This is a genomic window from Labilibaculum filiforme, from assembly GCF_002843315.1.
GTDB classification, from domain to species: Bacteria; Bacteroidota; Bacteroidia; order Bacteroidales; family Marinifilaceae; genus Labilibaculum; species Labilibaculum filiforme.
Genome location: NZ_MVDD01000001.1, coordinates 33,152 through 58,790 on the forward strand (window position 1 = coordinate 33,152; position 25,639 = coordinate 58,790).

Annotated in this window: 20 protein-coding genes; 10 read left to right on the forward strand and 10 right to left on the reverse strand. The window is 34.5% G+C overall.

The window, feature by feature from the left end; all coding sequences use genetic code 11:
* Positions 1 to 126: 126 nt before the first annotated feature.
* The 8 genes from BZG02_RS00155 to BZG02_RS00190 all read left to right on the forward strand — a co-directional run bounded on the left by BZG02_RS00155 (position 127) and on the right by BZG02_RS00190 (position 8,718).
* Complete coding sequence (locus BZG02_RS00155; protein ID WP_143470399.1) at positions 127 to 555, forward strand: SoxR reducing system RseC family protein; 429 nt, start codon at positions 127 to 129, stop codon at positions 553 to 555.
* A gap of 3 nt (positions 556 to 558) precedes the next feature.
* On the forward strand, positions 559 to 1,476 hold the full coding sequence (locus BZG02_RS00160) for a Fe-S cluster domain-containing protein (protein WP_101259388.1): 918 nt from the start codon (positions 559 to 561) through the stop codon (positions 1,474 to 1,476).
* Positions 1,477 to 1,491: 15 nt separating this feature from the next.
* Positions 1,492 to 2,820, forward strand: coding sequence for an electron transport complex subunit RsxC (rsxC, locus tag BZG02_RS00165; RefSeq protein WP_101259389.1), 1,329 nt, complete (start codon positions 1,492 to 1,494; stop codon positions 2,818 to 2,820).
* Positions 2,821 to 2,901: 81 nt separating this feature from the next.
* A complete protein-coding gene (locus BZG02_RS00170; protein WP_101259390.1) occupies positions 2,902 to 3,897 on the forward strand; it encodes an RnfABCDGE type electron transport complex subunit D in 996 nt (331 codons plus the stop codon).
* A gap of 2 nt (positions 3,898 to 3,899) precedes the next feature.
* Complete coding sequence (locus tag BZG02_RS00175; RefSeq protein WP_101259391.1) at positions 3,900 to 4,517, forward strand: RnfABCDGE type electron transport complex subunit G; 618 nt, start codon at positions 3,900 to 3,902, stop codon at positions 4,515 to 4,517.
* A complete protein-coding gene (locus BZG02_RS00180; protein ID WP_101259392.1) occupies positions 4,510 to 5,094 on the forward strand; it encodes an RnfABCDGE type electron transport complex subunit E in 585 nt (194 codons plus the stop codon). Before BZG02_RS00175 ends, BZG02_RS00180 begins: the two co-directional genes overlap by 8 nt.
* A 12-nt stretch (positions 5,095 to 5,106) precedes the next feature.
* On the forward strand, positions 5,107 to 5,679 hold the full coding sequence (locus BZG02_RS00185; RefSeq protein ID WP_101259393.1) for an electron transport complex protein RnfA: 573 nt from the start codon (positions 5,107 to 5,109) through the stop codon (positions 5,677 to 5,679).
* Positions 5,680 to 5,880: 201 nt separating this feature from the next.
* Positions 5,881 to 8,718: an ATP-binding protein gene (locus BZG02_RS00190; RefSeq protein WP_101259394.1), complete on the forward strand. Its 2,838-nt coding sequence runs from the start codon at positions 5,881 to 5,883 to the stop codon at positions 8,716 to 8,718.
* Here BZG02_RS00190 and BZG02_RS00195 read toward each other — a convergent pair.
* The 7 genes from BZG02_RS00195 to BZG02_RS00225 form a co-directional block, all read right to left on the reverse strand.
* The gene (locus tag BZG02_RS00195; RefSeq protein WP_101259395.1) at positions 8,695 to 9,774 is read right to left on the reverse strand and encodes an adenylate/guanylate cyclase domain-containing protein; all 1,080 of its coding nucleotides are present in this window, start codon (positions 9,772 to 9,774) and stop codon (positions 8,695 to 8,697) included. The two genes, BZG02_RS00190 and BZG02_RS00195, sit on opposite strands and share 24 nt — an antisense overlap.
* Positions 9,767 to 9,964 carry a hypothetical protein gene (locus BZG02_RS00200; RefSeq protein ID WP_101259396.1) on the reverse strand — a complete coding sequence of 66 codons (198 nt, stop codon included), beginning with the start codon at positions 9,962 to 9,964 and terminating at the stop codon, positions 9,767 to 9,769. The genes BZG02_RS00195 and BZG02_RS00200 overlap by 8 nt, the downstream gene beginning before the upstream one ends.
* Before the next feature lie 91 nt (positions 9,965 to 10,055).
* Positions 10,056 to 11,420: a TolC family protein gene (locus BZG02_RS00205; protein WP_101259397.1), complete on the reverse strand. Its 1,365-nt coding sequence runs from the start codon at positions 11,418 to 11,420 to the stop codon at positions 10,056 to 10,058.
* 11 nt (positions 11,421 to 11,431) lie between these two features.
* Positions 11,432 to 14,488 carry an efflux RND transporter permease subunit gene (locus BZG02_RS00210; RefSeq protein ID WP_101259398.1) on the reverse strand — a complete coding sequence of 1,019 codons (3,057 nt, stop codon included), beginning with the start codon at positions 14,486 to 14,488 and terminating at the stop codon, positions 11,432 to 11,434.
* The gene (locus BZG02_RS00215; RefSeq protein WP_101259399.1) at positions 14,485 to 15,573 is read right to left on the reverse strand and encodes an efflux RND transporter periplasmic adaptor subunit; all 1,089 of its coding nucleotides are present in this window, start codon (positions 15,571 to 15,573) and stop codon (positions 14,485 to 14,487) included. The genes BZG02_RS00210 and BZG02_RS00215 overlap by 4 nt, the downstream gene beginning before the upstream one ends.
* Before the next feature lie 132 nt (positions 15,574 to 15,705).
* Positions 15,706 to 16,329 (reverse strand): TetR/AcrR family transcriptional regulator, encoded by a 624-nt coding sequence (locus BZG02_RS00220; RefSeq protein WP_101259400.1) that lies wholly within the window; start codon positions 16,327 to 16,329, stop codon positions 15,706 to 15,708.
* Positions 16,330 to 17,010: 681 nt separating this feature from the next.
* Positions 17,011 to 18,114, reverse strand: coding sequence for a sensor histidine kinase (locus BZG02_RS00225; RefSeq protein ID WP_101259401.1), 1,104 nt, complete (start codon positions 18,112 to 18,114; stop codon positions 17,011 to 17,013).
* Between the two features lie 540 nt (positions 18,115 to 18,654).
* On the opposite strand from BZG02_RS00225, the gene BZG02_RS00230 reads away from it, so the two are divergent.
* On the forward strand, positions 18,655 to 19,137 hold the full coding sequence (locus BZG02_RS00230; protein ID WP_180335580.1) for a LytTR family transcriptional regulator DNA-binding domain-containing protein: 483 nt from the start codon (positions 18,655 to 18,657) through the stop codon (positions 19,135 to 19,137).
* Positions 19,138 to 19,201: 64 nt separating this feature from the next.
* Here BZG02_RS00230 and BZG02_RS00235 read toward each other — a convergent pair whose 3' ends face one another.
* The 3 genes from BZG02_RS00235 to BZG02_RS00245 all read right to left on the reverse strand — a co-directional run bounded on the left by BZG02_RS00235 (position 19,202) and on the right by BZG02_RS00245 (position 21,511).
* Positions 19,202 to 20,251, reverse strand: coding sequence for a tetratricopeptide repeat protein (locus tag BZG02_RS00235; RefSeq protein ID WP_101259403.1), 1,050 nt, complete (start codon positions 20,249 to 20,251; stop codon positions 19,202 to 19,204).
* Between the two features lie 194 nt (positions 20,252 to 20,445).
* Positions 20,446 to 20,991, reverse strand: a complete 546-nt coding sequence (locus BZG02_RS00240; RefSeq protein WP_101259404.1) for a PepSY-associated TM helix domain-containing protein — start codon at positions 20,989 to 20,991, stop codon at positions 20,446 to 20,448.
* Positions 20,975 to 21,511, reverse strand: a complete 537-nt coding sequence (locus BZG02_RS00245; protein WP_101259405.1) for a hypothetical protein — start codon at positions 21,509 to 21,511, stop codon at positions 20,975 to 20,977. The genes BZG02_RS00240 and BZG02_RS00245 overlap by 17 nt, the downstream gene beginning before the upstream one ends.
* Positions 21,512 to 21,813: 302 nt before the next feature.
* On the opposite strand from BZG02_RS00245, the gene BZG02_RS00250 reads away from it, so the two are divergent.
* Positions 21,814 to 25,569 carry a response regulator gene (locus BZG02_RS00250; RefSeq protein WP_101259406.1) on the forward strand — a complete coding sequence of 1,252 codons (3,756 nt, stop codon included), beginning with the start codon at positions 21,814 to 21,816 and terminating at the stop codon, positions 25,567 to 25,569.
* Positions 25,570 to 25,639: the final 70 nt, after the last annotated feature.

Consider the following 25,639-nt stretch of genomic DNA (forward strand, 5'->3'; position numbering starts at 1 on the left):
TATTTTTGTTGCGGTGTGTTAAACAACGCTTCTTACTACTATCATGATTAAGTGAGTGTTACAGGAATAAAGCCCAATTGCTTTCGAAAGTTTTTTCACATTTTAACAAAAAAAGGGAAAAGTAATATGCAAGATCCCAAAAAGATTGATCACGAGGGGACTATCCTTGAAATAAAGGATAGTAAGATTACGGTAGGCATTATAAATGTATCTGCCTGTGCAGCTTGTCATGCAAAAGGTGCTTGCACCATGTCTGACATGCAAGAAAAGTCGATTGATGTTATTGACTACAGTAATAAATTTACTATTGGCGAAAAGGTTAACCTTAGCTATCGCGAATCCTTAGGATGGTTAGCTATGTTTATTGCTTATGTGTTACCATTTATTTTGGTAGTACTTGCCCTGATTATTGCCACAGCCTTCACCAATAACGAATTAATAAGCGGGATATCGGCATTAGCCATATTACTTCCCTACTATATAATACTGTCCTTTTTTAAAGGCCGTTTTAAGAAAACTTTTTCATTTACAATCGAGAAAATCGTAAACATTTAAACTATGAGCATTATAGTTATCACTATTCTGGCTTTGTGTGCTATTGGAGTAACAGCAGCTATTATTCTATATTTTGTAGCGCAAAAATTCAAAGTGTATGAAGATCCTCGTATCGACGAGGTAGAAGAGGTATTACCTGCCGCAAATTGTGGTGGTTGTGGTTATCCTGGATGTAGAGGTTTTGCCGAAGCATTGGTAAAAGCCGATGACATTTCAAAAATGAACTGCCCTGTTGGCGGAGCTACTGTTATGTCGCAGGTTGCATCTATTCTTGGTCACGAAATTAGTGCTGCCGAACCAACGGTTGCAGTAGTTCGTTGTAACGGAACTTGCGAAAACCGTCCTAAAACCAATCAGTACGATGGCGCAGCATCTTGTACCATTGCAGCCACTCTTTATAGTGGCGAAACTGGTTGCCAATATGGCTGTTTAGGTTTAGGCGAGTGTGTTGAGGCATGTAATTTCGATGCCATGTATATGGATAAAGAAACAGGTCTTCCGGTAATCATTGAAGACAAATGTGTTTCTTGTGGTGCATGTGTAAAAGCTTGTCCAAACAACATTATCGAGCTTCGAAATAAAGGTCCAAAAAGTCGAAGAATCTTTGTGTCTTGTGTAAACAAAGACAAAGGTGCGGTTGCTAAAAAAGCATGCGACGTTGCTTGTATTGGCTGTGGTAAATGTGTAAAGGAATGTCCTTTCGGTGCAATTACTTTGGAAAACAATCTTGCCTACATCGATTACACTAAATGTAAACTTTGTAGAAAATGTGTAGTGGTTTGTCCAACACATGCAATTCACGAGTTGAATTTTCCACCTCGAAAAGAAAAACCTGCCGATAAGCCAAGTGCTGAAGCAAAAGCAGAAGAGGCTCCAAAAGCGAAGCCAACTGCAAATGACGAAACAACTGAGAACAAATAAATAGGAGGATCATCAGTGTTAAAAACATTCTCATTAGGAGGTATTCATCCTGCCGGAAACAAATTGTCGGCAAGTAGCGCAATCCAGGTATTGCCAATACCCGAAATAGTAAGTATTCCAATTTCTCAACATATTGGTGCTCCTGCTACTCCTGTCGTAAAAAAGAACGACGAAGTTAAAGTAGGACAATTGATCGCAAAATCATCTGGTTTTGTATCCGCAAATATTCACTCTTCGGTGTCAGGAACCGTATTTAAAGTGGATGACATTATGGATTCCAGTGGTTTTCGCAGAACAGCAATCATCATTAAAGTAGATGGTGACGAGTGGTTGGAAACAATTGATCGCAGTGAAACTTTAGTTACTGAAATCAGCGCAAGCAAAGAAGAAATTATTGCAAAAATAGCCGAAGCTGGTATCGTTGGTTTGGGTGGTGCGACCTTCCCTGCTCATGTGAAATTATCGGTTCCTCCGGGAAAAACAGCCGAAGTTTTAATCATTAACGCAGTGGAATGTGAACCTTACCTAACTTCTGACCATCGAGTTATGCTCGAAAAAGGTGATGAAGTATTGGTGGGAACTCAAATTTTAATGAAAGCCTTAGGGGTTAACAAAGCCATTATTGGTATAGAGAACAACAAACCTGACGCAATAGCCCATTTAACTAAGCTTGCAGTAAACTATCAAGGAATAGAAATTTGCCCGCTTAAGACTCAATACCCTCAAGGGGGAGAAAAACAATTGATTTCGGCAACTATAAAACGTGAAATACCTTCGGGAGCCCTACCAATTGAAGTTGGTGCTGTGGTTCAAAATGTAGGATCTGCTTTTGCAGTTTATGAAGCAGTACAAAAAAACAAACCTCTTTTCGAGCGTATTGCTACCATCACAGGTAAATCATTAAAAAACCCTTCGAACTGGAGGTTTAGAATTGGAACACCGGTTAAAGATTTAATTGATGCTGCAGGTGGTTTACCTGAAGATACAGGTAAAATTATTGGCGGAGGACCAATGATGGGAAAAGCTTTAACAACTGTTGAAGTTCCTTTAACCAAAGGAAGCTCTGGATTGTTACTTTTACCTCGTGAAGAAGCCCTTCGTAAGGAATCGAAACCTTGTATTCGTTGTGGAAAATGTGTTTCTGCTTGTCCGATGGGATTGGAACCATTCTTACTAATGGTTTTAGCGGATAAAAAAGAATACGAGCGACTAGAGAACAATGCCGTTATGGATTGTATGGAGTGTGGCTCTTGTAGTTTCACTTGTCCGGCAAACCGTCCGTTATTGGATTATATCCGAATGGGCAAAGGTAAAGTTGGACAGATTATGCGATCACGCAAGTAATTAAAAATTAATAATGAGTAATTAAATAAAGATCAAATTACTCATTCACACATTAACTCAATTACTAATAAACTAATAAATATGAACTCCAAAGTACTAGTCGCCCCATCTCCACATGTTCATGGTGGAGATTCCATACAGAAAAACATGTATGGAGTGGTATTTGCGATGCTACCGGCACTTGTTTTTTCGTTCGTTTACTTTGGCATGGGTGCAATTATTGTTACCCTAACCGCCGTAGCATCTTGTTATCTTTTCGAATTTTTAATTTCGAAATACCTGCTTAAAAAAGTTCCTACTTTAAACGATGGTTCTGCTTTAATCACCGGTATTCTTTTAGCCTTTAACGTTCCGGCCAACCTGCCAATCTGGATTATTCTGATTGGAGCCTTAGTTGCAATAGGAATTGGTAAAATGACCTTTGGCGGATTAGGAAACAATGTTTTTAACCCTGCTTTAGTTGGTCGTGTATTCCTTTTAATCTCGTTTCCGGTACAAATGACTAGCTGGCCAAAACCTTTAGGCTTTAATACAGCTTATTTAGATGCGGAAACAGGCGCTACTCCTCTTGCCATTATTAAAGAGGGATTAAAAAAGGGAGAGCCATTATCACAATTAATGCATGATATTCCAAGTAATATGGATTTGTTTATGGGTAACATGGGCGGATCAATGGGAGAAATAGCAGGTGTTGCCTTACTTCTAGGTTTGCTTTACATGCTATTTAAAAAGATTATTTCCTGGCATATTCCACTAACTATTCTTGGAACGGTTGCTATTTTCTCAGGCATTCTTCATATGGCTAATCCTGAGGCTTACGCCGGACCATTATTCCATATCTTAACAGGAGGCTTGCTATTGGGAGCAATTTTTATGGCTACCGATTACGTTACCTCTCCAATGTCGCATAAGGGAATGATTATATACGGTATTGGTATTGGTTTACTAACTGTTATCATTCGTGTATTCGGTGCTTATCCCGAAGGTGTTTCTTTTGCAATTCTAATAATGAATGCATTTGTGCCACTGATTAATGTGTATGTTAAACCTAAGCGTTTCGGCGAAAAAAGAAAATAATCATGGCTGGGAAAAAAGAATCTACATTTATAAATATGGTTCTAGTGTTATTTATTGTAACACTAGTAGCATCAGCAGCTTTAGGAGGACTTTATGAGTTAACTAAAGAACCTATTGCTGCCGCGAAATTGGCGAAAAAATTAAACGCAATTAAAGAAGTTGTACCTGAATTTGACAACAATCCTAGCGATGAAGTGTACAAAGTTGGTATCAACGAGAAAGACAGTCTGGAATTTTATCCAGCTAAAAAAGATGGAAAATTAGTGGGTACTGCTGTTAAAACTTTTACTACCAATGGCTTTTCGGGATATGTTTGGCTCATGGTTGGATTTACTCCTGATGGAACCATTAACAATTATTCCGTTTTGGAACATATGGAAACTCCTGGTTTGGGTTCAAAAATGGGAGCCTGGTTTAAACCTACTGATCCTACTAAAGAAAAAGCAAGTATTCTTCATAAAAACCCAGGAACTACCAATTTTACGGTAAGTAAAGATGGTGGGGAAATAGATGCAATTACTGCTGCTACCATCAGTTCCCGAGCTTTTTTAGATGCTGTTCAAACGGCCTACAATGAGTATATGAAAAATCAAAAAGAAGGAGGAAATAGCAATGAATAACATTCAAAATTTCACCAAAGGATTCTTTAAAGAGAATGCCGTATTCGTTCTGCTTTTAGGTATGTGCCCTACGCTTGGGGTAACCTCTTCGGCAATTAACGGCTTGGGAATGGGACTAGCAACTACTTTTGTTTTAATCATGTCGAACATGGTAATCTCAATGGTTAGTAACCTAATTCCTGATAAGGTTAAAATTCCATCTTTCATTGTTATTATCGCCACTTTTGTGACTATAATTAGTTTCTTGATGGAAGCATATACACCAGCATTACATGCTCAATTGGGTGTTTTCATCCCTCTTATTGTTGTAAACTGCATCGTACTGGGTCGTGCCGAAGCATTCGCCTCTAAAAACAAGGTAATTCCTTCGATTATAGATGGTGCCGGAATGGGTTTAGGTTTTGCAATGGCATTAACAATACTAGGATCTGTTAGAGAACTATTAGGAAGTGGAAAAGTATTTGGAATCTCTCTTTTTAGTGACACTTACGGTATGTTGGTATTCGTTTTAGCTCCTGGAGCATTCTTAGCATTAGGCTATCTGATTGCAATTATTAACCGATTAAGAAAAGCATAAAGAGAAATTATCATGGAATATATTATAATTATTATATCCGCCATATTCGTAAACAACGTTGTATTGGCACAATTCCTTGGAATTTGTCCTTTCCTTGGAGTATCGAAAAAAGTATCTACTGCAGTAGGTATGACAGGAGCCGTAACATTTGTAATGATTTTAGCTACCATTGTTACCTATCTCATTCAAAAATATGTTTTGGATGCTTTTGGAATTGGTTTTATGCAAACTATTACCTTTATCCTTATTATTGCAGCTCTGGTACAATTAGTAGAGATCATCCTTAAAAAAGTTAGTCCTGCATTGTATCAAGCATTAGGAGTATTTCTGCCTCTAATCACTACCAATTGTGCCATTTTAGGGGTTGCTATTATGACCATTCAGAAAGACTACAATCTTCTTGAAGCCGTTGTTTTCTCGGGAGCAACAGCTATCGGTTTTGGTCTTGCTTTGGTAATTTTTGCAGGTCTACGCGAGCATCTTGATTTGGTTGATTTACCAAAAGGACTAAAAGGAACTCCAGCAGCTCTAATTGTAGCTGGCTTATTAGCGATGGCTTTTATGGGATTCTCTGGCATTGTGTAATTAAGAAACAATCCATTATATATAGGAAGCAGCTCATTTAGAGCTGCTTTTTTTATTGCTAATTATTACGTCTATATGGGCAAATAAATACCTTTAATCAAATTTATTGTGAAAATCCGGAATAATAATTAACTTGGTAACCATTGCGATCAACTTGGATCAGAACTACCACTATGTTACACCTAAACTCGTTGAGATTTCATGTTAAATAAAATGAAATTCCGCACAAGAGTGCTTGCCGGATTCGGTTTAATACTGCTGTTTACGGTATCATTTGTTATCCTCTCTATTTTACAAGTTAAAGATCTTCGTAACGAATCCGAATTCATTTACACTCACACCTATACGGTAAGTAACGCTGTTCGCGATATTAATACACATATCCAAACCATGGAAAGTGCCATGAAGGATATTCTCCTTGCCCAAACCCAACAAGAGTTCGATCAGGCAATTGACACAATCAATTTATATCACCTAAAAGCCATGACCCAATTCGACACTGTTTTTAATCGCTTTTTAGGCGATAAAAGAGACGTTGGAATTGCATATCATACTTTCATAGAATGGGAAGAGCTTCGAAATCAAATTATTGACCTGAAAGTTAGCGGTAAAGAGGTAAATGCAAAAAAAATGGTGGATGGTATTGCTGCCGAACATTTGAATAAACTAAAGGAAAAAACGAAGGTAATGACCGATTTCGCCGAAAACCAGGCGAATTATACCTATCAACAAGCCACTGCCAATCACAATAGAAAACTGTACCTGTTTATTGTTATTGCAATTCTCATTGTACTATCCAGCGTTTTTATAACCTATATTATCTCGGAAAGCATTGCTCGACCGATTAAAAAATTTATATATAAGGCACAAGCAATTTATCAGGGACAAGGTAACGGTTCTATTCGTAGAATTAGCGAGGAACAGCTTCTGGATCATTCTATGACCGAATTAACTCAAACCTATAATAAGCTTCAGGATGAAATTAAGGAGCGCGAGCGTGGCGAAGATACCATTCGGGTGCAGTATCAGGAAATTCATGAATATTCGGAAAAGCTAAGACTCTTTAATGATAAATTGGAAGAAAGGGTTACCGAACGAACAACTGCCTTGGCCGAGAGTGAAGAAAAATACCGTAACCTAATTAATGGAAGTACCGATATTATTTTAGTGAATGAATATATTGGCGATGGCAGTTCGAGACTAATAGAAGCAAATGACACAGCATGCGTAATGCTCGGATATTCCAAGGATGAGCTTTTTACTCTATCTCCAGCAAATTACATCGATGATCTTCCTAAAGAATATATTATCAACTCCATAAAAAGATTAACGAGAGAAAAGCAATTCACTCACGAACAAACCTTTGTTTCTAAATACGGCAAAAAAACTCCGATGGAAACCGTGAGTCAGTTAGTTACTTTGCAAGGCAAACACGTAATTCTGTCAACATCAAGAGATATAACCGAACGTAAACATGCCCAGCAGGCAATTGTGCAAAGCGAACGAAGGTTGAAAAAAATGATTCATCAGTCTCCCCTGCCCATTGTTCTTACCGATGAAAAACAAAATATAGAATACTTTAATGATAAATTTATTGAGCTATTTGAATATACTTTAGAGGATATTAAAACCTCGGACGATTGGTATAAATCCTGCTTCCCAAATAAAGCATATCGCGAACAAGTTAAAAATACTTGGAAAGAGGCTATCGAAAAAGCAAAAAAAGAACATTCCGACATCGGAAAACAAGAATTCCACATGACAATTAAAAATGGAGAAACTCGCCATTGTGAATTCTTTATGGTTCCTTTCGACAATTCCTCCATGATTATTATTAATGATATTTCGGAAATTATATCCACACAAAAAGAATTACGCAAAGCAAAAGAAAAAGCAGAAGAGAGTGATCACTTAAAGTCGGCTTTTTTGGCCAACATGTCGCATGAGATAAGAACGCCAATGAATGGTATTATTGGTTTTGCAGATATGCTTCGCAGACCAGATAGAACAGAGGCTCAAAGTGATACTTATATTAATATTATTTACAAAAGTTCCAATCAGCTACTAAAAATCATTAATGATATTTTAGACATTTCGAAACTTGATTCCGGACAAACATTTATAAAGGAAACAAAATGCTCCCTAAATGTTATCCTGGACGAATTACATGTTCAATTTTCGAAAGATAATAGTACCGATGATGCGATTGATTTTAGAGTTTATAAGACACTTTCGGAAGAAGAAGCATTTGTGGTTACAGAAGAGAGAAAATTGCGACAAATACTCTCTAATCTAATTAATAATGCGTTTAAATTCACTTCCTCGGGTTTTATAGAGTATGGCTATCGATTAATAGATAATGATTTTCTGGAATTTTACGTTAAAGATTCGGGAATTGGAATACAAAAAGAAAAACAGGAAATTATTTTTGAACGCTTCCGCCAAGTAGAAGAAACTTTTACCCGTAAATATGGTGGTACCGGACTTGGTTTAGCAATTTCAAAAGGTTTTGTAGAATTAATGGGCGGACAAATTAGAATGGAAACCCAAGAGGATAAAGGAACTACCTTTTACTTCACAATTCCATATCACCCGGTAAATATAGAATCGGAAAATAAAGCAATAAAAAAAAACTACCAATGGGACGATAAACTAATTCTCGTTGTAGAAGATGATGAAACAAATTTTAAATACATTGAAGCGGCTTTAAAACCAACCAAAGCTAAAATACTGCATACTATATCGGGAAATAAAGCCATTGAATTAAGCTTAAGAAATCCAACAATTAGTTTGGTGCTAATGGACTTAAGATTACCAGATATTAACGGCTTGGAAGCAACTCAATCGATTAAAAAAATGCGAGACAATTTGCCAATTATTGCTCAAACAGCAAATGCTTACAGAGAAGACAGAAACAGAAGCATAGAAGCTGGTTGTGATGATTTTATTGCAAAACCTTTTGATGAGAGTAAGCTACTTTCAACCATTAACAAACACCTAAAAAAACGAAATAAATTAATTAGTAAAGCAAGAGTATAATTCTACCGGTATTTTTTTCCCAGTCAGCAATACTGGTCCTAACGACACATACCTAAATCTTAAAGCATTCTCTTTCTGCAATTCTAAATATAAATTACCTGAAATTAATAATCTGGATTGGTAGGAATTACACAATCCTTGTATTCTTGATGCTGTATTAATAGCATCGCCATGATAGGCAATTTCCGATTTTAACTCTCCAACCTCAGCCACCATTACTTTACCAGAATGCACCCCTGCCTTAAAAATTGGAACCATCCCATATTGATTTTGATAATATTCCTTTCTTCTTTCCAGCGTATCCAAAAAATCATAAAAAACCTGCAAACACCTCAGTTTTTCGACTCCATCTTTAATTTTCCAGGTTAATACAACCTCATCACCAACATATTGGTATATTTGTGCATGATTTGCTAATACCGCATCAGAAAGGTCCTTAAAACAGTCCTGAATTAATCTGCTGTATTTAAAATGTCCTAACTTTTCTGCATAATAAGTTGAGGACCGTAAATCCATAAATAAAAAGATACGTTGCTCCTCTTTTGGTTTGTAATATCTTCCCAATAAAAATTTTAAAAGCACTCCTTTACCCAATTTCCGATCTATTTCATGAAAAATTTCAATTAAGCTTCCCACCACAAAAAAATAGACTAAAACGGCATAAAAAAATTGTGAATTGTAGAGCAAAAGTAATTGAGGAAATGTTTCAGGAAAATTATCGAAGGCAATCAAACCTTCTAAATGATACATGCAGTAAATTAACAGGAAAGCGCTACTACTATTAACAAGAAAACTAACCGCCATGGAAAGAAAATAAGTTGGAATTTGATTCCGAAAATATTTTGCAAACTTAAATATGCTTCCCCAAATAACCCCTGAAATAATACCAGCCCAAAATACATTTATCAAATTTTCGATTCTGTATACCGACAATTGACTCTGTTTATCGATTTGAAACACCATTAAAAAAAACAATGCAAGTACCCAAACCGATATTATCGTAAGGAAATATAAAACAATAGGTTGAATGTGATACTTAAAAGAAATACTATTCATTATTATTATTCAAAAATTGTACTAATTCCGATACTTCTTCAAAAGAGTTAATTACATAATCCTCATTCATTTTTAGATGAAACAAATGATTTTCTAACATTTTAATATTTTCAGGAGATGTGTTTCCCAATTTACCAATGCCAAATCGGTATAATCTCTCTCTGTCCTGATGACTTTTTGCTACTTTCATATTTATATTTAAAAAGGCGTGACCGAATTAAAAATTGACAAATAATTATCAATCCCATCCTACTGCTAATTCGGCCACAACCCCTCCACTATTAAATTTCTAATTCTCCAATTGCTTTCAAGAAACTAATTTCTCGAAGCTTATAATTTATTTTAGAATCAATTAACTCACTATGTGCTCTTTGCCAAAAAGCCTGAGCATCGAGTAGTTCGGTTGTATTGGCTAGACCTTCGAAAAAACTATTCTGAGTTAGTTCAATATTTTCGTTTGCCTGGTCCATGGATACTTTCGCCAATTCGATTTGCTGATAAGCCTCCTGTAATTTGAAATAAGACTGTTGCGCTTCAAGACTTATTAAATCTTTTGTGCGATCCATTTCCAACTCCACTTGTTTACTTTTAAATCGAGCTACTGCTACTTTATGTTTCCGCTCCTGCCAATGAAAAATAGGAACTGATAAATTTGCTTGTACAGCGAATATTTTAGTCGATCCAATCAAATTTTCCACCTCGCTCATATACGCATACGATGCACCAACACCAAGTTGAGGCATATAATCGGCTTGAGTATTTTTAATTTGTTCCTGCGCTATTTCAACCTGTTTTCCCATCATCAAAAGTTCTGGGCGTTGCTGCAACGCTTTTTGCATATAACCTGCATCAATAGCATTTTCAGTAACTTCCACTATGGTATCGGAAGCAATAATGTTCGTCATTAAATCTTTTCCTATTACCTGACATAGTGACATTTTAGACAACACCTGAAGGTTTTGTACTCGAAACAAATCTAATTTTGCCTGATTTAATTGCACTTGTGCTTTTAACAACTCATTTTTAGTAGTAATTTCTAAATCAAACGCATTTTGTAAATCTTGCACAAGAGCAGAAAGCAAGTCTACATACTTAGCCGCTAATTTTGCTTTTTCATTTATCGAAACCAAATTCCAATATGCTTGATCGGTCTCCAATAGAACATCTGATGATTGGAGTTTTCTGTTATAGATAGAAATTTCTTTTCCCATCTTAGTCATTTGATAGGAACTCCTAATTTTACCGCCCATATAAATAGGTTGCGTTAACGTTAAGTTTGCCGAATAGTAATCTACATTCCCTAATTCTAAATTAAAGCCTGGAAAATAAACATCGCTTGTTCCGCTAAAAACTCCTTGCTGAGCTTCGGCTAGACTGTTGGCAGTTGGCAAAAATGATCCGGGCAAACTAATATTATCTATATCATGGTAATAATTATAGGATCCGCTTGCTTTTAAGTTTGGCAAAAATTGAGTGAATACAAACTGAACATTCGATTCATTTTCCGCAATCATCTCATCAGCAATTTTAATTTTCTGATTGTATTCCAATGCCAATGCACGGCTCTCGCTCAATGACAACTCTTGAGCTAATCCCTGAAAAGTAATCAGGGAAAAGATCAAAAGGCTAATTATTTTATTTTTCATATCTACTAACACTATAAATCCATTACGTTTTTGGTTGAAACTCTGTAAAAAATTGCATACAAAACAGGAACAATAATTAAAGTAATTATGGAACCAATTAACAATCCAAACATAATTGCAACAGCCATTCCTCCAAATAGCTCATCGCTAATTAAGGGAATCATTCCTAATATAGTGGTAAGCGACGCCATAACTACAGGGCGCATTCTCGAAACTGCAGAATCGATAATTGCCACTAAAACGTCCTTCCCTTCTTTTACATCCAAATTAATCTGATCGAGCAATACAACGGCATTTTTAACCATCATTCCCATTAAACCAAGCGTTCCTAAAACAGGCATAAACCCAAATGGTTTTCCCGTAATCCACAATCCATAACTTACACCAATAAAGGCCAATGGTAAAATGGATAAAATAATAATTGGCTGTCGGAAATTATTAAACAAAGCCATGATAATAATTACAATAAGTAAAAATGCCAATGGTAGAAATTTACCTATATTCTCATTCGCATCGGTACTATTCTTGTGTTCGCCCAACCATTCCAAATCATACCCTTCAGGTAAAACAATTGCTTCTATTTTATCATGAATTTGATTGTAGGTATCTGGAGCATTATATCCTGGAGCAGGATCGCATTGCGCTTTTATGGCTCTTCTTCTGTTGTAACGCTTAATTAAAGGATCTTCAAATTCTATATCCACCGACGACACCACCTGACGCAAAGGAATACTTTGAAGTCTGGCTCCCCAAACCGGAGTATTTTCCAATGATTCAATGTATTTATCATTAGGAACTGTCGTTTTCAAATAAATTGGTAAAATATCATCATCCTTTCTAAATACCCCAATTGGCAATCCATCGGTTGCACAAGCCAAAGCATTCGATACATCAGAACGTTGAATTCCGGTTATACGAGACTGCGCTTGTGAAAAATGAGGATTCCAAACTTTGACCGCATTTTTCCAGTTGTTAGTCACTTTAATAGCTGCAGGTTCATCAATCATTATTTGTTCTGCCTGTTCTGCCAAATCTCTTAAAACCTGAGGATCGGGACCCGAAAATTTGGCTTCAATCATAGATTCGCTCGAAATAGCAGAATAATATCGCACTCTAGCTCTTGCCCAAGAGTAGTTTTCATTTAAATATGCTTGTAATTCAGCACCAAATTTCACTGTAGTTTCGTAATCTTTGGTATCCACAATTAACTCTCCATAATTGGAATTACTCATCGTAAAAGGTCGAACCAAAGTATATCGTGCCGGTGTAGCTCCTAAACTGGTTGTTACATTCAAAACTTCTTCTTGCTCTAATAAATAAGCTTCCAGTCCGCCCAAATCTTTTTCTACCGTTTCAATATCCGCACCTTCTGGCAAAAAATATTCAACAATAAACTGATTGTATTCCAAATTAGGCATAAAAAGTTGCTTTACGCTCTTAAATACTAGAACAGAAGAAACTAAGAAAAATATTGTTCCAAGAAGAATCATTGTTTTATGACGTAATGAGTATTTTACGAAGTGACGAAATTTCAAATAAAATTTACTTCCGTAAGGATCTGCTCCGCCTTCCTGAATATTCTCATATTTTTTACCTCTTAAGAATAAATCGCAAAAATAAGGTGTTTGAGTAAGTGATAATATCCAACTTAAAAACAAAGATATTGCTACGACTTGAAATAAACTCTCACAAAATTCGCCCGTCGCATCTGGCGACATGTAAATAGGTAAAAAAGCCAAAATGGCAACTATTGTAGCTCCTAATAAAGGCATAGCTGTTTGCCGAGCTGTTCTGCTCATTGCCTCATCTCTACGAATTCCCTTTTTTAAATCAACCAAAATACCGTCGGCAATAACAATTGCATTATCCACCAGCATTCCCATGGCAATAATAATGGCCGCCAAACTTACCCGTTGCAACATGATATCCATACTAAGCATGACAATGAAAGTGCCCAATATAGTGAATATCAGACCACTACCTATCAGCAAACCGGTTCTAAAACCCATAGCTAACAACAGTACAAATACTACAATCAACACCGACTCTATCAAATTTATCATAAAAGAATCAATAGCAATACTAACACGCTCTGGCTGGTAAAAAACCGGATTTACATTTATTCCTACAGGAATAGTAGATTTCAAAACATCTATGCGTTGCTGTACCCGCTCGCCCAACTCAATAACATTACCACCTTTTTTCATGGCAATTGCCAATCCAATAGCTGGTATCTTATCATACTTTAACTTGGTGGAATATGGGGTTACATAGTCTTCTTTAATATTAGCAACATCTTTTAAATAAATTGGACTTTTACCATAAGCAGAAATCAAAATATTCTGTAAATCCTCTAGTTCATGAAAACTACCTTCCGAAGCAATTCGAATTCTATCTCCTCCAACTTTCATGCTTCCAGGATCAACCATTTGATTCTGATTGTTCAAAATCTCAATCACTTTAGCAGGATGTATTCCCAAATAAGCCAACTTCTCCTGTGACAACTCCACATTGATACAACTTCGTTGTTCCCCAAAAAGATCAACTCTTTTCACCCCTTCTACCAACAATAGTTCTCGTTTCATAAAACGAGCATAGTCCTGAATTTCCTCATCCGAAAACCCATCACCACTCAAAGCCATAAAAATACCATATACATCACCAAAATCATCCACAACCATCGGTTTACCTGCTCCTTGAGGCATAGCAACACTTATATCGTTTACTTTACGCCTAAGGATATCCCATATCTGTGGCAAATCTTTTGTTCGTACCGATTTTGCGATATTAACAGTAATTTCGGAGTATCCTGCCATTGATCGGGATTCAATATTATCAATATTGTCCATCGATTGAATGGCAGTTTCTAAAATATCGGTGACTCTCAATTCCACCTCATGTGGTGAAGCTCCTGGATACTGAGTAATCACCAAAGCAGTTTTCACACTAATTTCGGCATCTTCGAGTTTGCCCATTTTAAAGAAAGCGGCTACTCCTCCAAATGCAATTGCAATTAATACAAAAAGGAGTACTTTTCGCCGTTTCAAAACAGCATCTGTAAAACTCATAATTGACCTCCAATATTAGAATTCGACTTCTGTTTCAATTGCTTAACTTTCTGCCCTTCGCGAAGACTATTAACTCCTGCTGCCACAATTAAATCTCCATCCGAAACACCTTCCGTAATAGTTATCATTCCCATTGAATCGAAGCCTTTCATCTGTACGTGTTTGCTTTCTACACAATCGGATGTTTGATTATAAACCCACACATATGATTTACCATCTTTGCTAAAAACAGACTCTACTGGAACTTTGCAATCTGTGGTATTTGTGGCCTTTAATTTTGTTGTGATACTAGCTACCATTCCTGGTACAATTTGTTTGTTCTGCGTATCAATTTTCAATCTCATTCGGAAGAAATTGTCGCCATTTGGTTTTTTCTCTATTTCGATTAATTGAAGACCAAACTCCGTATTTGGGAAATTCTCGAACTTGGCATTAAAATCAGCAAATAGATTGTTTTGAAAAAAATCATTTTCACTTAAGGCTACAGAAACTTCTAAATTATTTAAATCTAAAAGTGAAACAATAGGTTGCCCAGCTCCTATCTTCTCAAAATTCTCGGTATACATCGCCTGTACATATCCCGAAAACGGTGCGTAAATTTTAGTGTCATTTAATGCATTCTCGGCTGCTTCTTTCTGCGCTTTGGCCAATTTAAATGCCGCTTGAATTTGGTCGTAGACACTTTTTGATGTGCTTTTTTTCTCATACAATCCGGTATATCGTTCTGCTTGCAATTTTGCATTTTCAAACTGTGCCTTCGCAGCCTCTAATCGCACCAAATAGTCACGTTCATTCAAGGCAGCTATTAATTCCCCTTTCTTAACAAACTTCCCTTCATCCACATTTAATTTTACAAGAGGACCCGAGATTTGAAAAGCTAATTTCACTTCTCTCGATTCCTTAACCAAGCCAGTAAACATCTTAATTGATGCTTTACCGTTATCTTGCCCCACTTTAAAAACCTTAACTGGTTGAAGAATTTCCTTTGTGGGTTCTGCTTTTTCTTTGCATGCAAAAATCCCTACCGACAATATTGCCGTAAACATTACGATTTTCATCATTTTCGTCATTTTCATCATTTTCATCCTGTCGCTTTTGAACTTTAACGGTTCACCCGGTTCACTTTAGTAAAAAAAATAAAAGAAGCATTTCAACTTCAAATTAGAATATCCTACAAAATCAATTAAGCAGAATTTGTTACCGCCTATAAATTATATTTATAATAGTATTCCTATTCCTCGAAATGCAGTAATAAACACTGCTCTCAATCGTCTGATTATTTCCTCGTTAGAATAATCACTCCTTATGTAGAATTCATTTAGAGCTTCCACCGATTCCAAAAAATAATCAACATTAATATCCGATCTTATTAGTTTATTATTTTGCCACACTATAAATCGATGATGCATTTTTACGATCATCTTATCATAGTTAGCTTTAACATCCTTTTCTATTAAAGGATATTCCTTATAAATCTGGTCAATTAAAATCTTCTGACTCTCAACTGCATAGTTAAAATAGTTGTCTAAAAATTGATTAAATGCAAGTACTGGATCATCCTGTTTCATGATTGGATCTAGAACCTTTACAATATTAATATCGAAAATTTCCAATGCAATTTCCCGAATCAAATCCTCTTTCGATCCAATTATTTTATACAAAGTAGCTTTTGCCAAGCCACACTCCTTAGCAAGGTCCACCATATTCAAGCCACGCAAACCAAACTTTAAAATCATCTCCATGGCTACTTTGGTGACCCGTTCCTGAATTTCTATTTTATCCGTTTTTGCCATAATTGAACTTGAATAGTATTCTGAGGACAAATGTATAAAATATTTCATTCGTACAAGTCTCCATATTCATTTTTAATATTAATTTAAAATAGAACTATAAACACACATTACTAATCCCGATACAAATCAAAATTTATAGCAAAAAAATAGGGGAATATCAATATTCTTAAGAAGGCTTACTTCCTGTAGTAAGTCATTTTCACCGAGAAGAAAAACTATTAGTCCTATTAATGAATGTACTGCTAATTCATTGAATTTTGATCACTATCTACTTGTAAGGTGACAATAAATTTATAATGAAAAAGTGAGCTATAAGCTAATAATTTAGACTGTCAAAAAAGAAGGAGAAATTAACAATCATCTATCCCGAAGTATAACAAGGTCGAATTGGAACTTTAGCCTTAGTAGAAATAAAAAAAACGACGAATAATATAGTAGAGAACAATAAAAAGGGAACTAAACCTTAGATTTTTATGCATCTGTATTTTTTAAAACCCTTTATAAAATATTAGATGGAGATTTTACTTGCGACACGAATATTTACATTCTATTAGAAAATGCACAATAAAAGCACCACTATATTTAGAGAAACACAAAAGCATATAGAACGAAGAAAATACCTACTATTTTTCAAGCTACATGAATGCAATAAAGTAGTTAAACTACTAATTGTGGCTTAAGCGAATGAAAATTACAAAGTACACTCGAAATTATTTTTCTAACACTACGCTATATAAAAGACTTTTCGGACGCAATCTCTTCGAAGACCATTGATTCGACTAATGGTATCTCTACTTGAATACAAGTCCCTTTTCCAACCTGGCTATCTAATACAATTTGCCCGTTTAACAAGTCCGAAAATTCCTTCACCAAATGTAAACCAATCCCTAAACCATAATATTTTCTTGAGTCAGAACTATCTACCTGCCAGAAAGCCTCAAACACATTGCTTTTATCTGCTTCGGTAATTCCGATACCAGTATCTTTCACGAAAAAAGTTAAGGATTTATTCTTTTTAATCGAAAAGCCAAAACTCACTTTTCCAATATCGGTAAATTTCAATGCATTATCTAGAAGCATTTCAAGCATTCGTTCTATTTTAGCTTTGTCGGTATAAATTTCAACATCCTGCAAAGCATAATCGTACTCCACATTAATAAACACAGATTGTTTTTGAAATTTATACCTTTCATAAACCTCGCTAAAAAGCGAAACAACTGAAAAATGAGACAAATGAGTTTTTAATTCCCCTCTACTTAAAGCTACAAAATCAAGAAGTAATGTGCATTTCCCCTGCATCTCTCGTCCTGACTTATTAATAAAACCAGAATAAGTTCTTACCTCCGTTTCACTGTAACTAAATTTCTGAAGTAGTTGCGAAAAACCAATCACCGAATTTAAAGGAGTAAATATTTCATGACAAAGCATCGAAAGAAGATTCCTATTTAAAGCTTTGCTGAAATTTTCATTGCCATTAGAAAGCTCTTTGCGTTGATCAAAACCAGAATCTTTTAAATCAACCATTAAACTCGTATGATTTTCATCCTTACTAAAAAATTTAAGATGAAGATAAACTAAACTTTTCCGAAAAAGGATAAATTTAATACCGCTATAACCTGCCTTCTTCAAAATCTTTCTCAATCCGAATAATTGTTCTTTATCCTCGTTTATAAGAATAGAATCAACACTCGAATGTTGAACTAAATTTAGAACTTCATCAATAAAATTTTCTTCAATTACCTCAAAAGAAAAAGTATGCATTAATCTTGATAAGATTTTTCGTTCTGTGTTATCAACACAAAACATCAATGCCGTCTTTTTATTTTTAATCATTTAGTGTATTTGAATGGCTTTATTTAGCGGTGAATAAAATCAATTTTAAAATAGCGAAACAAAAATGCGTTCTTACATTTACACTTCCAAACATAAAAATGTTTTAATACCTTAACCAACTATTAACAATAGATAATACCCCGAACTCATCACTAACAACATTTATCTTTTCGATAGACGAAGAATAAAATTCTAATCAAATTTAAGCAAGCACTTATCAAGTTCTATTGTTCCTCTACTATAATCTTCTTCGATAAGCTAACACTTACCTACAATAAATCGCATCTCATCAACTAATTAACATCGTTCATTAAAATTCATCATTCCAATTATATATATTTGCCAGTTATTATCAACGCAGTTCGTAATTATAAAAATGAGATTATTCAATAAATCCAACTAAATACATTAAAATCATATTGTTAATTTTTTCACACCAAATACTTTCCCAGATATAAATTGAGTTTCTACTACAAAGCTTGCTTATGAACATAGGAAAACAAATACATAATGAAAATGATTTGTAAAAATAAATGCAGAATGGAACTAACAAAAACAGAAGATAAAATTGAGTATAAAATGAAAATAGAGGTAGTCCCTTTTCAATTCACTTCAACCAATACCTGGCAAAATTTAAATAAGACACTAAACCAAAACGAAAAACAGATTCAGATACAAAAGGGAAATGAGACATTATTAATTAATAGCGACACGATTGCTTACATGTATATTGAATGCAAAATTGTTTCCTTAATCAACTTTTCGGGAAATAATTTTGTTTTACCGCTCTCTCTAAACCATTACGAAGAATTATTGGATGAGAATTTTTTTAGAGTGAATAGACAATGCATTATCAATAAATGCAATATTACAAAAATCATATCAACAAATGGAACCATTTCGGTAAGGTTAAAAGTTCCAAAAGATAAAATTGTTTCGATTACGAATAGTAAAGAAAAAGAATTTCATAAATGGATAAAGAAACTACCTAATTTCCATGAAATTACAGAAGAAATAAAATGAAAAAGAAAAAGGGTATGAAAACCAGATTATCTAATTATACCCAATTTTAAACAAACCTACACTATTACATTTTCATCATCAGCATAGCTTCAAAAGTTTTCACCCACTTGTGAAAATCAGGATAAACTTCCTCGGCATGTTTTATGGTTTGAATTCTTAAAAATTCCTTCAGTTTTTTCTTTCCTCCTTTATTAATCAAAAATTCGATAAAAGAGGCTCCAACAGGATAGCTTAAATCCCTTTCATACTTGGTAGGTTCCTGCCACAATTCAAGCAATGAGAACTTATCTTTTGGTACACGAAGACGAGCAACCTTTAATAAATTTTTATCCATTTGATCGAAATACAATCCTAAGCCTTCCTGAATCAGCATCGATTTAAACTTCGATTGCACAGCCAGCTGACAGAGCATATGAGAAAGTTCATATTCATTTGCCTGATTGGATAATACATTTACAATTCGAAGATCGGAATTTGAAAATGCAAGCGGTCGATTAAATTTTCGAAACGCTTCATTTCTATCACTCCAAACGAATATATCAACTTTTTTAATCGGATCTACATCCAATACCTCCGTAATTCGTTTATAGTTAATCTCATTTCTTGCAATAAATTCACCAACATTTTCCAATTTCTTCTTGTCTTGAAAATGAAATCGAATATAATCTGTTTCAACCACTTCCCAAGCTTTATAGTAAACTTCGGTTTGAAATAAACTCAAATATTTATGCGAATAATTAGTTGCTTCTTTTGAGCTTCTGTCATTCTGACACTCTTTTAATAATTTAACAGCTTTTTGTTCCTCGCCTTTAACAAAATAACATTTTGCCAAATAAGCCTTACTTATCTGTTTTACCTCATTCGATATTGTTTCCGATGCAATAGATTTTTCGAGATAAGGAATTGCGATTGTAAATTGCTTAGAAGCTGTGTAAGCACGCCCTAATATCGAATTTAAATCAGGATCTACTGTATTTCCTTGCAACCTAGACTGTGCCTTCTCAATTACCTGATCGTATTTTCCTTTCGAAAATAATTTTTTCAACTCCTTGTTTTGACTCATTAAACTAAAATGAAAAATGATTAGCAGGATGGTAATAAGGATTCTATTCATCGTTTAAATTTGATTTGGAGCTGACAATTTACAGGAATAAATTGATTCACAAAATGAGTAATTACTATTCTTTACTTTTTAGTCAATAATTATTCCAAAAATAATTTTAAAATTAAGAAACAAAAAAAGCTCATTCATCAAGGACAAAAAAACCTTATGTCTGAACTTTTTTTTTTATGTCTAAGTGATTTTTTTTACAAAAAGAATAGAAACGGAATAATTATTCCTATCAGAACCAACCATTTCCCTCTTCCGGCAATACCTCTTTTACCAGGAACCATGAACATTCCCGACAAAGCAAAAACAATCATTACAACAGCAAAAATATCTGCCATTAATGTCCAACCTTTTTTACTGTTGTAATGCAATTTATTAATAAAATAAACCCATTCCTTTTTCTCATACACCTCAAAAGATAAACGGCCATTCATCGGATTATAACTCCCCAATCCTCCTTTTAAGTATACATTATACTTGCTATCATCGGGAAGAATTCGATTTAAAGAGTAATCTGTAATATTTTTGTGCCAATAAGTTGTTAACTGATCAGGGGTTAAATTCGTTGCTAACTGAATGGTTGTATATTCGGTGCGATATGCCGGATCTTCTCCATTTTTTTTATGATTTAAAATGATTCCGGAGACAGAATAAATAATAGTGATTCCAACAAAAAAATACCCTAAGTCGCGATGAATAAACCGCAACCATTTTCTAAGCGCAACACTATTCCACAACTTCATAACTGTTTCCGTCTACATAATAAATTGCATAATAATCTTTATTCTTCTCCTTCATCCAATCACGCATTTCCTTAATACTTGCCATTTCCGAACTGCAATGCTCTCCACCTTCCTCGGCATCGTGTTTGGTTTTTACTTCTGCTTCCCATTCATCAATAGATGCTATATCCATTCGTTTTTCACGAAGAATACCCGAAACCTTAATAACTTGTCCAGCAATCTCTTTATCAAACCCTTCTAGGCTTCCTGTTGCTTCCACACGAATAGATAATCGCCCCGTTGAATTCTTTAAAATACAACGTTTGCCGGAATGTGCACAAACATGATTTACCAAACCACTAATATTAACTTGTTTTCCTACCAAATTCTCCGCATTTATCATTAGCTGATCAATCGTTTCAACGGACGATTCGGTTAGAGTGAGCTGATTTGTTTCAATAATTCCATTTTTTGCCTCTTTTTGTTTTGAATTACACGACATACACAAAAGACAAATTGCAATAATGCTTAAGTATTTCATTCTGTTACTGTTTAGACTTATTAATTGTTTGTTTTGATTAGCACAAACTTATGATTACCAAGGAATAAATCCTAATAAATAACCACTTATTAACAAGATTTATTTCCCTAACAAGTCCTAATTATTAAGCTCCTAGCCACACACATAAAATATTATTGCTTTAAAACCAAAAAATATCAGTAAATTAGGTATTGATGTAATAAAAATAAACATTCGAACTGCAATAGTAACTATCCACAGGGATTGACGTACTATTTCTATTATAGAAAAACAAACCAAAATTTTATTTCTATAAGACATAAATGCTTCAAGAAACTATGCGAACCATATTTACACGATTTAAAGACTGGAAGATAAAAACCAAGCTTTTATTGCTAACTTTTCTCACACTTACTAGTATTCTTATTTTAAGTCTGATCTCCAGTTATTTTTTTAACACAAGCAGAACTCTTAGTGTAATGATTAATGGTGTTCGTGTTCACCAAATGCTTATTCAAAATGCAGTTGAAGATCTTTATCATTTTAAAATAACCAACGACTCGCAATATCTGGAAACTTCAGCAAGCCATTTAAATCGAGCAAATCTTTTGGTACAAGATTTACTCAAACTTAGAAATGATTATGCCCTAAAAAACAATAAAGAAATTGCGACCTATCTTTTTGAAAACTTTCCGGAAGTATACAACCATGAATTCGATAATGCAAAAATGATGGTAAGCAGACTAAGACTGCTAAATAACTTAGAAAATTCAGACATGAGAAAATCGAGAGAAATTGTAAAAACAAACCTCGATTTAGTAGTAGAAATAAGAAATAACCTGCTAGAACAAAAAGAAAACATCAATACCGATACTACTCATAAGCAACTCATTAAAATTCAAAAACAATATGCCGAAATCAGCTCTGGAATAAACGCCTTAGCAAACAAATTTAACACGGGATTAATTTGGGCAATGCTTACTATTGCCCTACTTCTATCTGTTTTAATTCTTCTGCTATCGAGATATATTTCCAGATCCATTTCTATTCCTGTTCAGCAAATGGTGAACAACTTTAAACTAATTGCTAAAGGTAATTTTCACACTCCCCTTAGTATTCATACAAAAGATGAAATTGGAGCTTTAGCAAATTCATTTGAAATTATTCAACACGATTTTTTGAATGTAATTGACTATACTCAAAAAGTCGCTCACGGCGATTTAAGTATTAGTTTAAGCCCTAAATCAAAAGAGGATGAATTATCCACCTCTTTAAATAAAATGGTAAAAACGCTTCAGGATGCTAAAGCTATAAATGATGAAACTTTGTGGTTTAGATCTGGCGTTAATCAACTAAACGAAGCTCTTCAGGGAGATCAAAATCTAAAAGAGGTTTCGAATAACTCCTTGCTATTTATAAGCGAATTTTTAAATGTCGAACTGGGTGCCATATACGTTTATCAGGAGGAGAATGAAACTTTATCTCTAACCGCATCAATTGGATTACCAAATAAAAACCAATATAAAAACATTCGTTTAGGACATGGTTTAGTTGGACAAGTTGCCCAAATTAAAAAACTAAAATATATTAAAGATATTCCGGAAGATTACTTTACAATTTTCTCGGGAACAGGAGAAATAAAACCAAGCAACTTGGTTATTGTTCCTTTAATTTTCAATAACACGCTTTGGGGAGTTTTGGAATTAGCAGCCATAAAAAAAATTAGTACCACCGAACTCGATTTTATAAAAGCTGTTCGAGAGAGCATTACCGTTAAAATCGCATCGACAATGGCACGGGTTCGACTCGAAACGCTATTAGATACAACTCAAAAACAAGCCAACGAACTACAAGTGCAACAAGAAGAGCTTCGCGTTGCAAACGAAGAATTAGCAGAACAAACAAAAATCCTAATCAATAATGAGAAAAAGCTTCAGGTGCAACAAGAGGAATTAAGAGTAGCAAATGAAGAACTCGAAGAAAGAACCAATCAACTGGAAATCCAAAAAGACGAAATTCAAACTAAAAATATTAGCCTATCTCACACCCACGAACAATTAGAAACAAAAGCCAGAGAATTAGAACAAACTAGTCAATATAAAACGGATTTCCTTGCAAATATGTCTCATGAATTGCGAACTCCTTTAAATAGCTTACTAATTTTATCCAACCTTTTGGCTAAAAATAAAAAAGGAAATTTAGATACAGATGATATTGAATCCATAGAGATTATCAACAAAAGCGGACAAGACTTACTACAACTTATAAATGAAATTCTAGACTTATCGAAAATTGAAGCCGGAAAAATGACCGTTCATTTTGAAAGTTTAGATCCAGATAATATAGCTCAAGAAATTTTAATGAATTTCAAACATCAGGCGGTAAAGAAAAAAATTAATTTTTCAATAGATATTGACGATAACTTCCCAAAAACCATTGAAACAGATCAATTACGCTTAACACAAATTTTAAAAAATCTTTTATCCAATTCATTCAAATTCACTTCTAAAGGAGGCATTTCTGTAACGATGAGAAAACTTAGCGATCCAGAAATTGTACATCGAGATGATTTAAAAGGTGTTGAAACATGTGCTTTCGTAGTTACCGACACTGGAGTTGGAATACCCGACGAAAAAAAAGAAGCTATTTTTGAAGCTTTTCAGCAAGCCGACGGAAGCACCTCAAGAAAATATGGCGGTACTGGCTTAGGCTTATCAATTTCTAAAGAATTAGCACGAATGCTTGGCGGAGAAATTCATTTGGAAAGTGATATTGGAAAAGGATCTTCTTTTTCGCTAATCATACCGGTAAAACAAGCTAGTATAAGCACTCCAAAATCTAATTCGGAGCTGAACGATACAATATCCGAACCCGAAAAAAAAATTACTCTTCCAATTTTTATTGATGATGATAGGGATATTCCGCATTCTGGTTCTACAGTAATAATTATTCATCCCAATGAAAAAGAAGCTAGTTTGTTGTACTATCAAATTCACACAAGTGGTTTTCATGCGCTGGCCGCAGTAAATATTGAAGACGCAATTGTGTTAATTGAAGCTCATCAGCCTTCGGCAATAATAATAGGCGTAGAATTACTAATGAAGAACGGAGAAGCTGAATTGGATCGATTAAAATCGCACCCTTTTGCATGCAACCTACCAATACATATCGTTAACCCCGTTGAAGGAATCCGAGAAAAAGAAAAAAAAGTACTCCCTACGGTAAAGGCAACAGATTTTGCTAGTGCCATTAAAAAAATTCAAAAAGAACTATTTTCTGAATCAAAAAAAATATTAATCATAGAAGATGATGCGGTCACCCGAAAAATAATTAGAACTCTTTTAAAATCGACAAACGCTGAAATAGAAGAAGTTTCGACCGGAATTGAAGCTTTTAAACTGATTCGAGAAAATAGTTACGATTGTGTAATATTGGATTTAGGCTTGCCCGATTTTACAGGAAATGAACTTCTTACGAAGCTTACCGAAGCCCATATTCCGATACCGAATACAATTATTTACACTGGTAAAGAATTATCGCGCAAAGAACATCGACAGTTAAGTAAATTTACCAATTCGATTATCTTAAAAGGTTTAAAGTCGGACGAGCGACTTATGGATGAAGTTACGCTCTTTCTGTATCATGTTGCAAGCAATATTACTGATAATCCAGAAGCTAAGGCAACCGAAATAGATGATTCTATTTTTAAAGGAAAAAAAGTTCTGGTTGTTGATGATGAAATTAGAAATATCTTTGCATTAGGTAAAATATTGGAAGATAAAGAAATAGAAGTTTTGGAGGCAGAAAATGGAAAAATTGCTGTGGATGTTTTAATGGAAAACAAAAACGTAGATTTAATACTGATGGATATTATGATGCCGGAGATGGATGGTTACGAAGCCATGACGATTATACGAAAAACACCTGAAATAAAGAATATTCCAATTATTTGTTTAACCGCTAAGGCGATGAAGGAAGATTACGAAAAAGCAATTTCCTCGGGAGCAAATGATTATTTATCGAAGCCAATTGACGAAAACAAATTATTTGCGATGTTAAAAATATGGCTCTATAATTAATCTTACTGTTTAAGTGCATTTACTTCAACAAAAAAATGCATTTTAAAACTCTAATGGATTACAAACAACG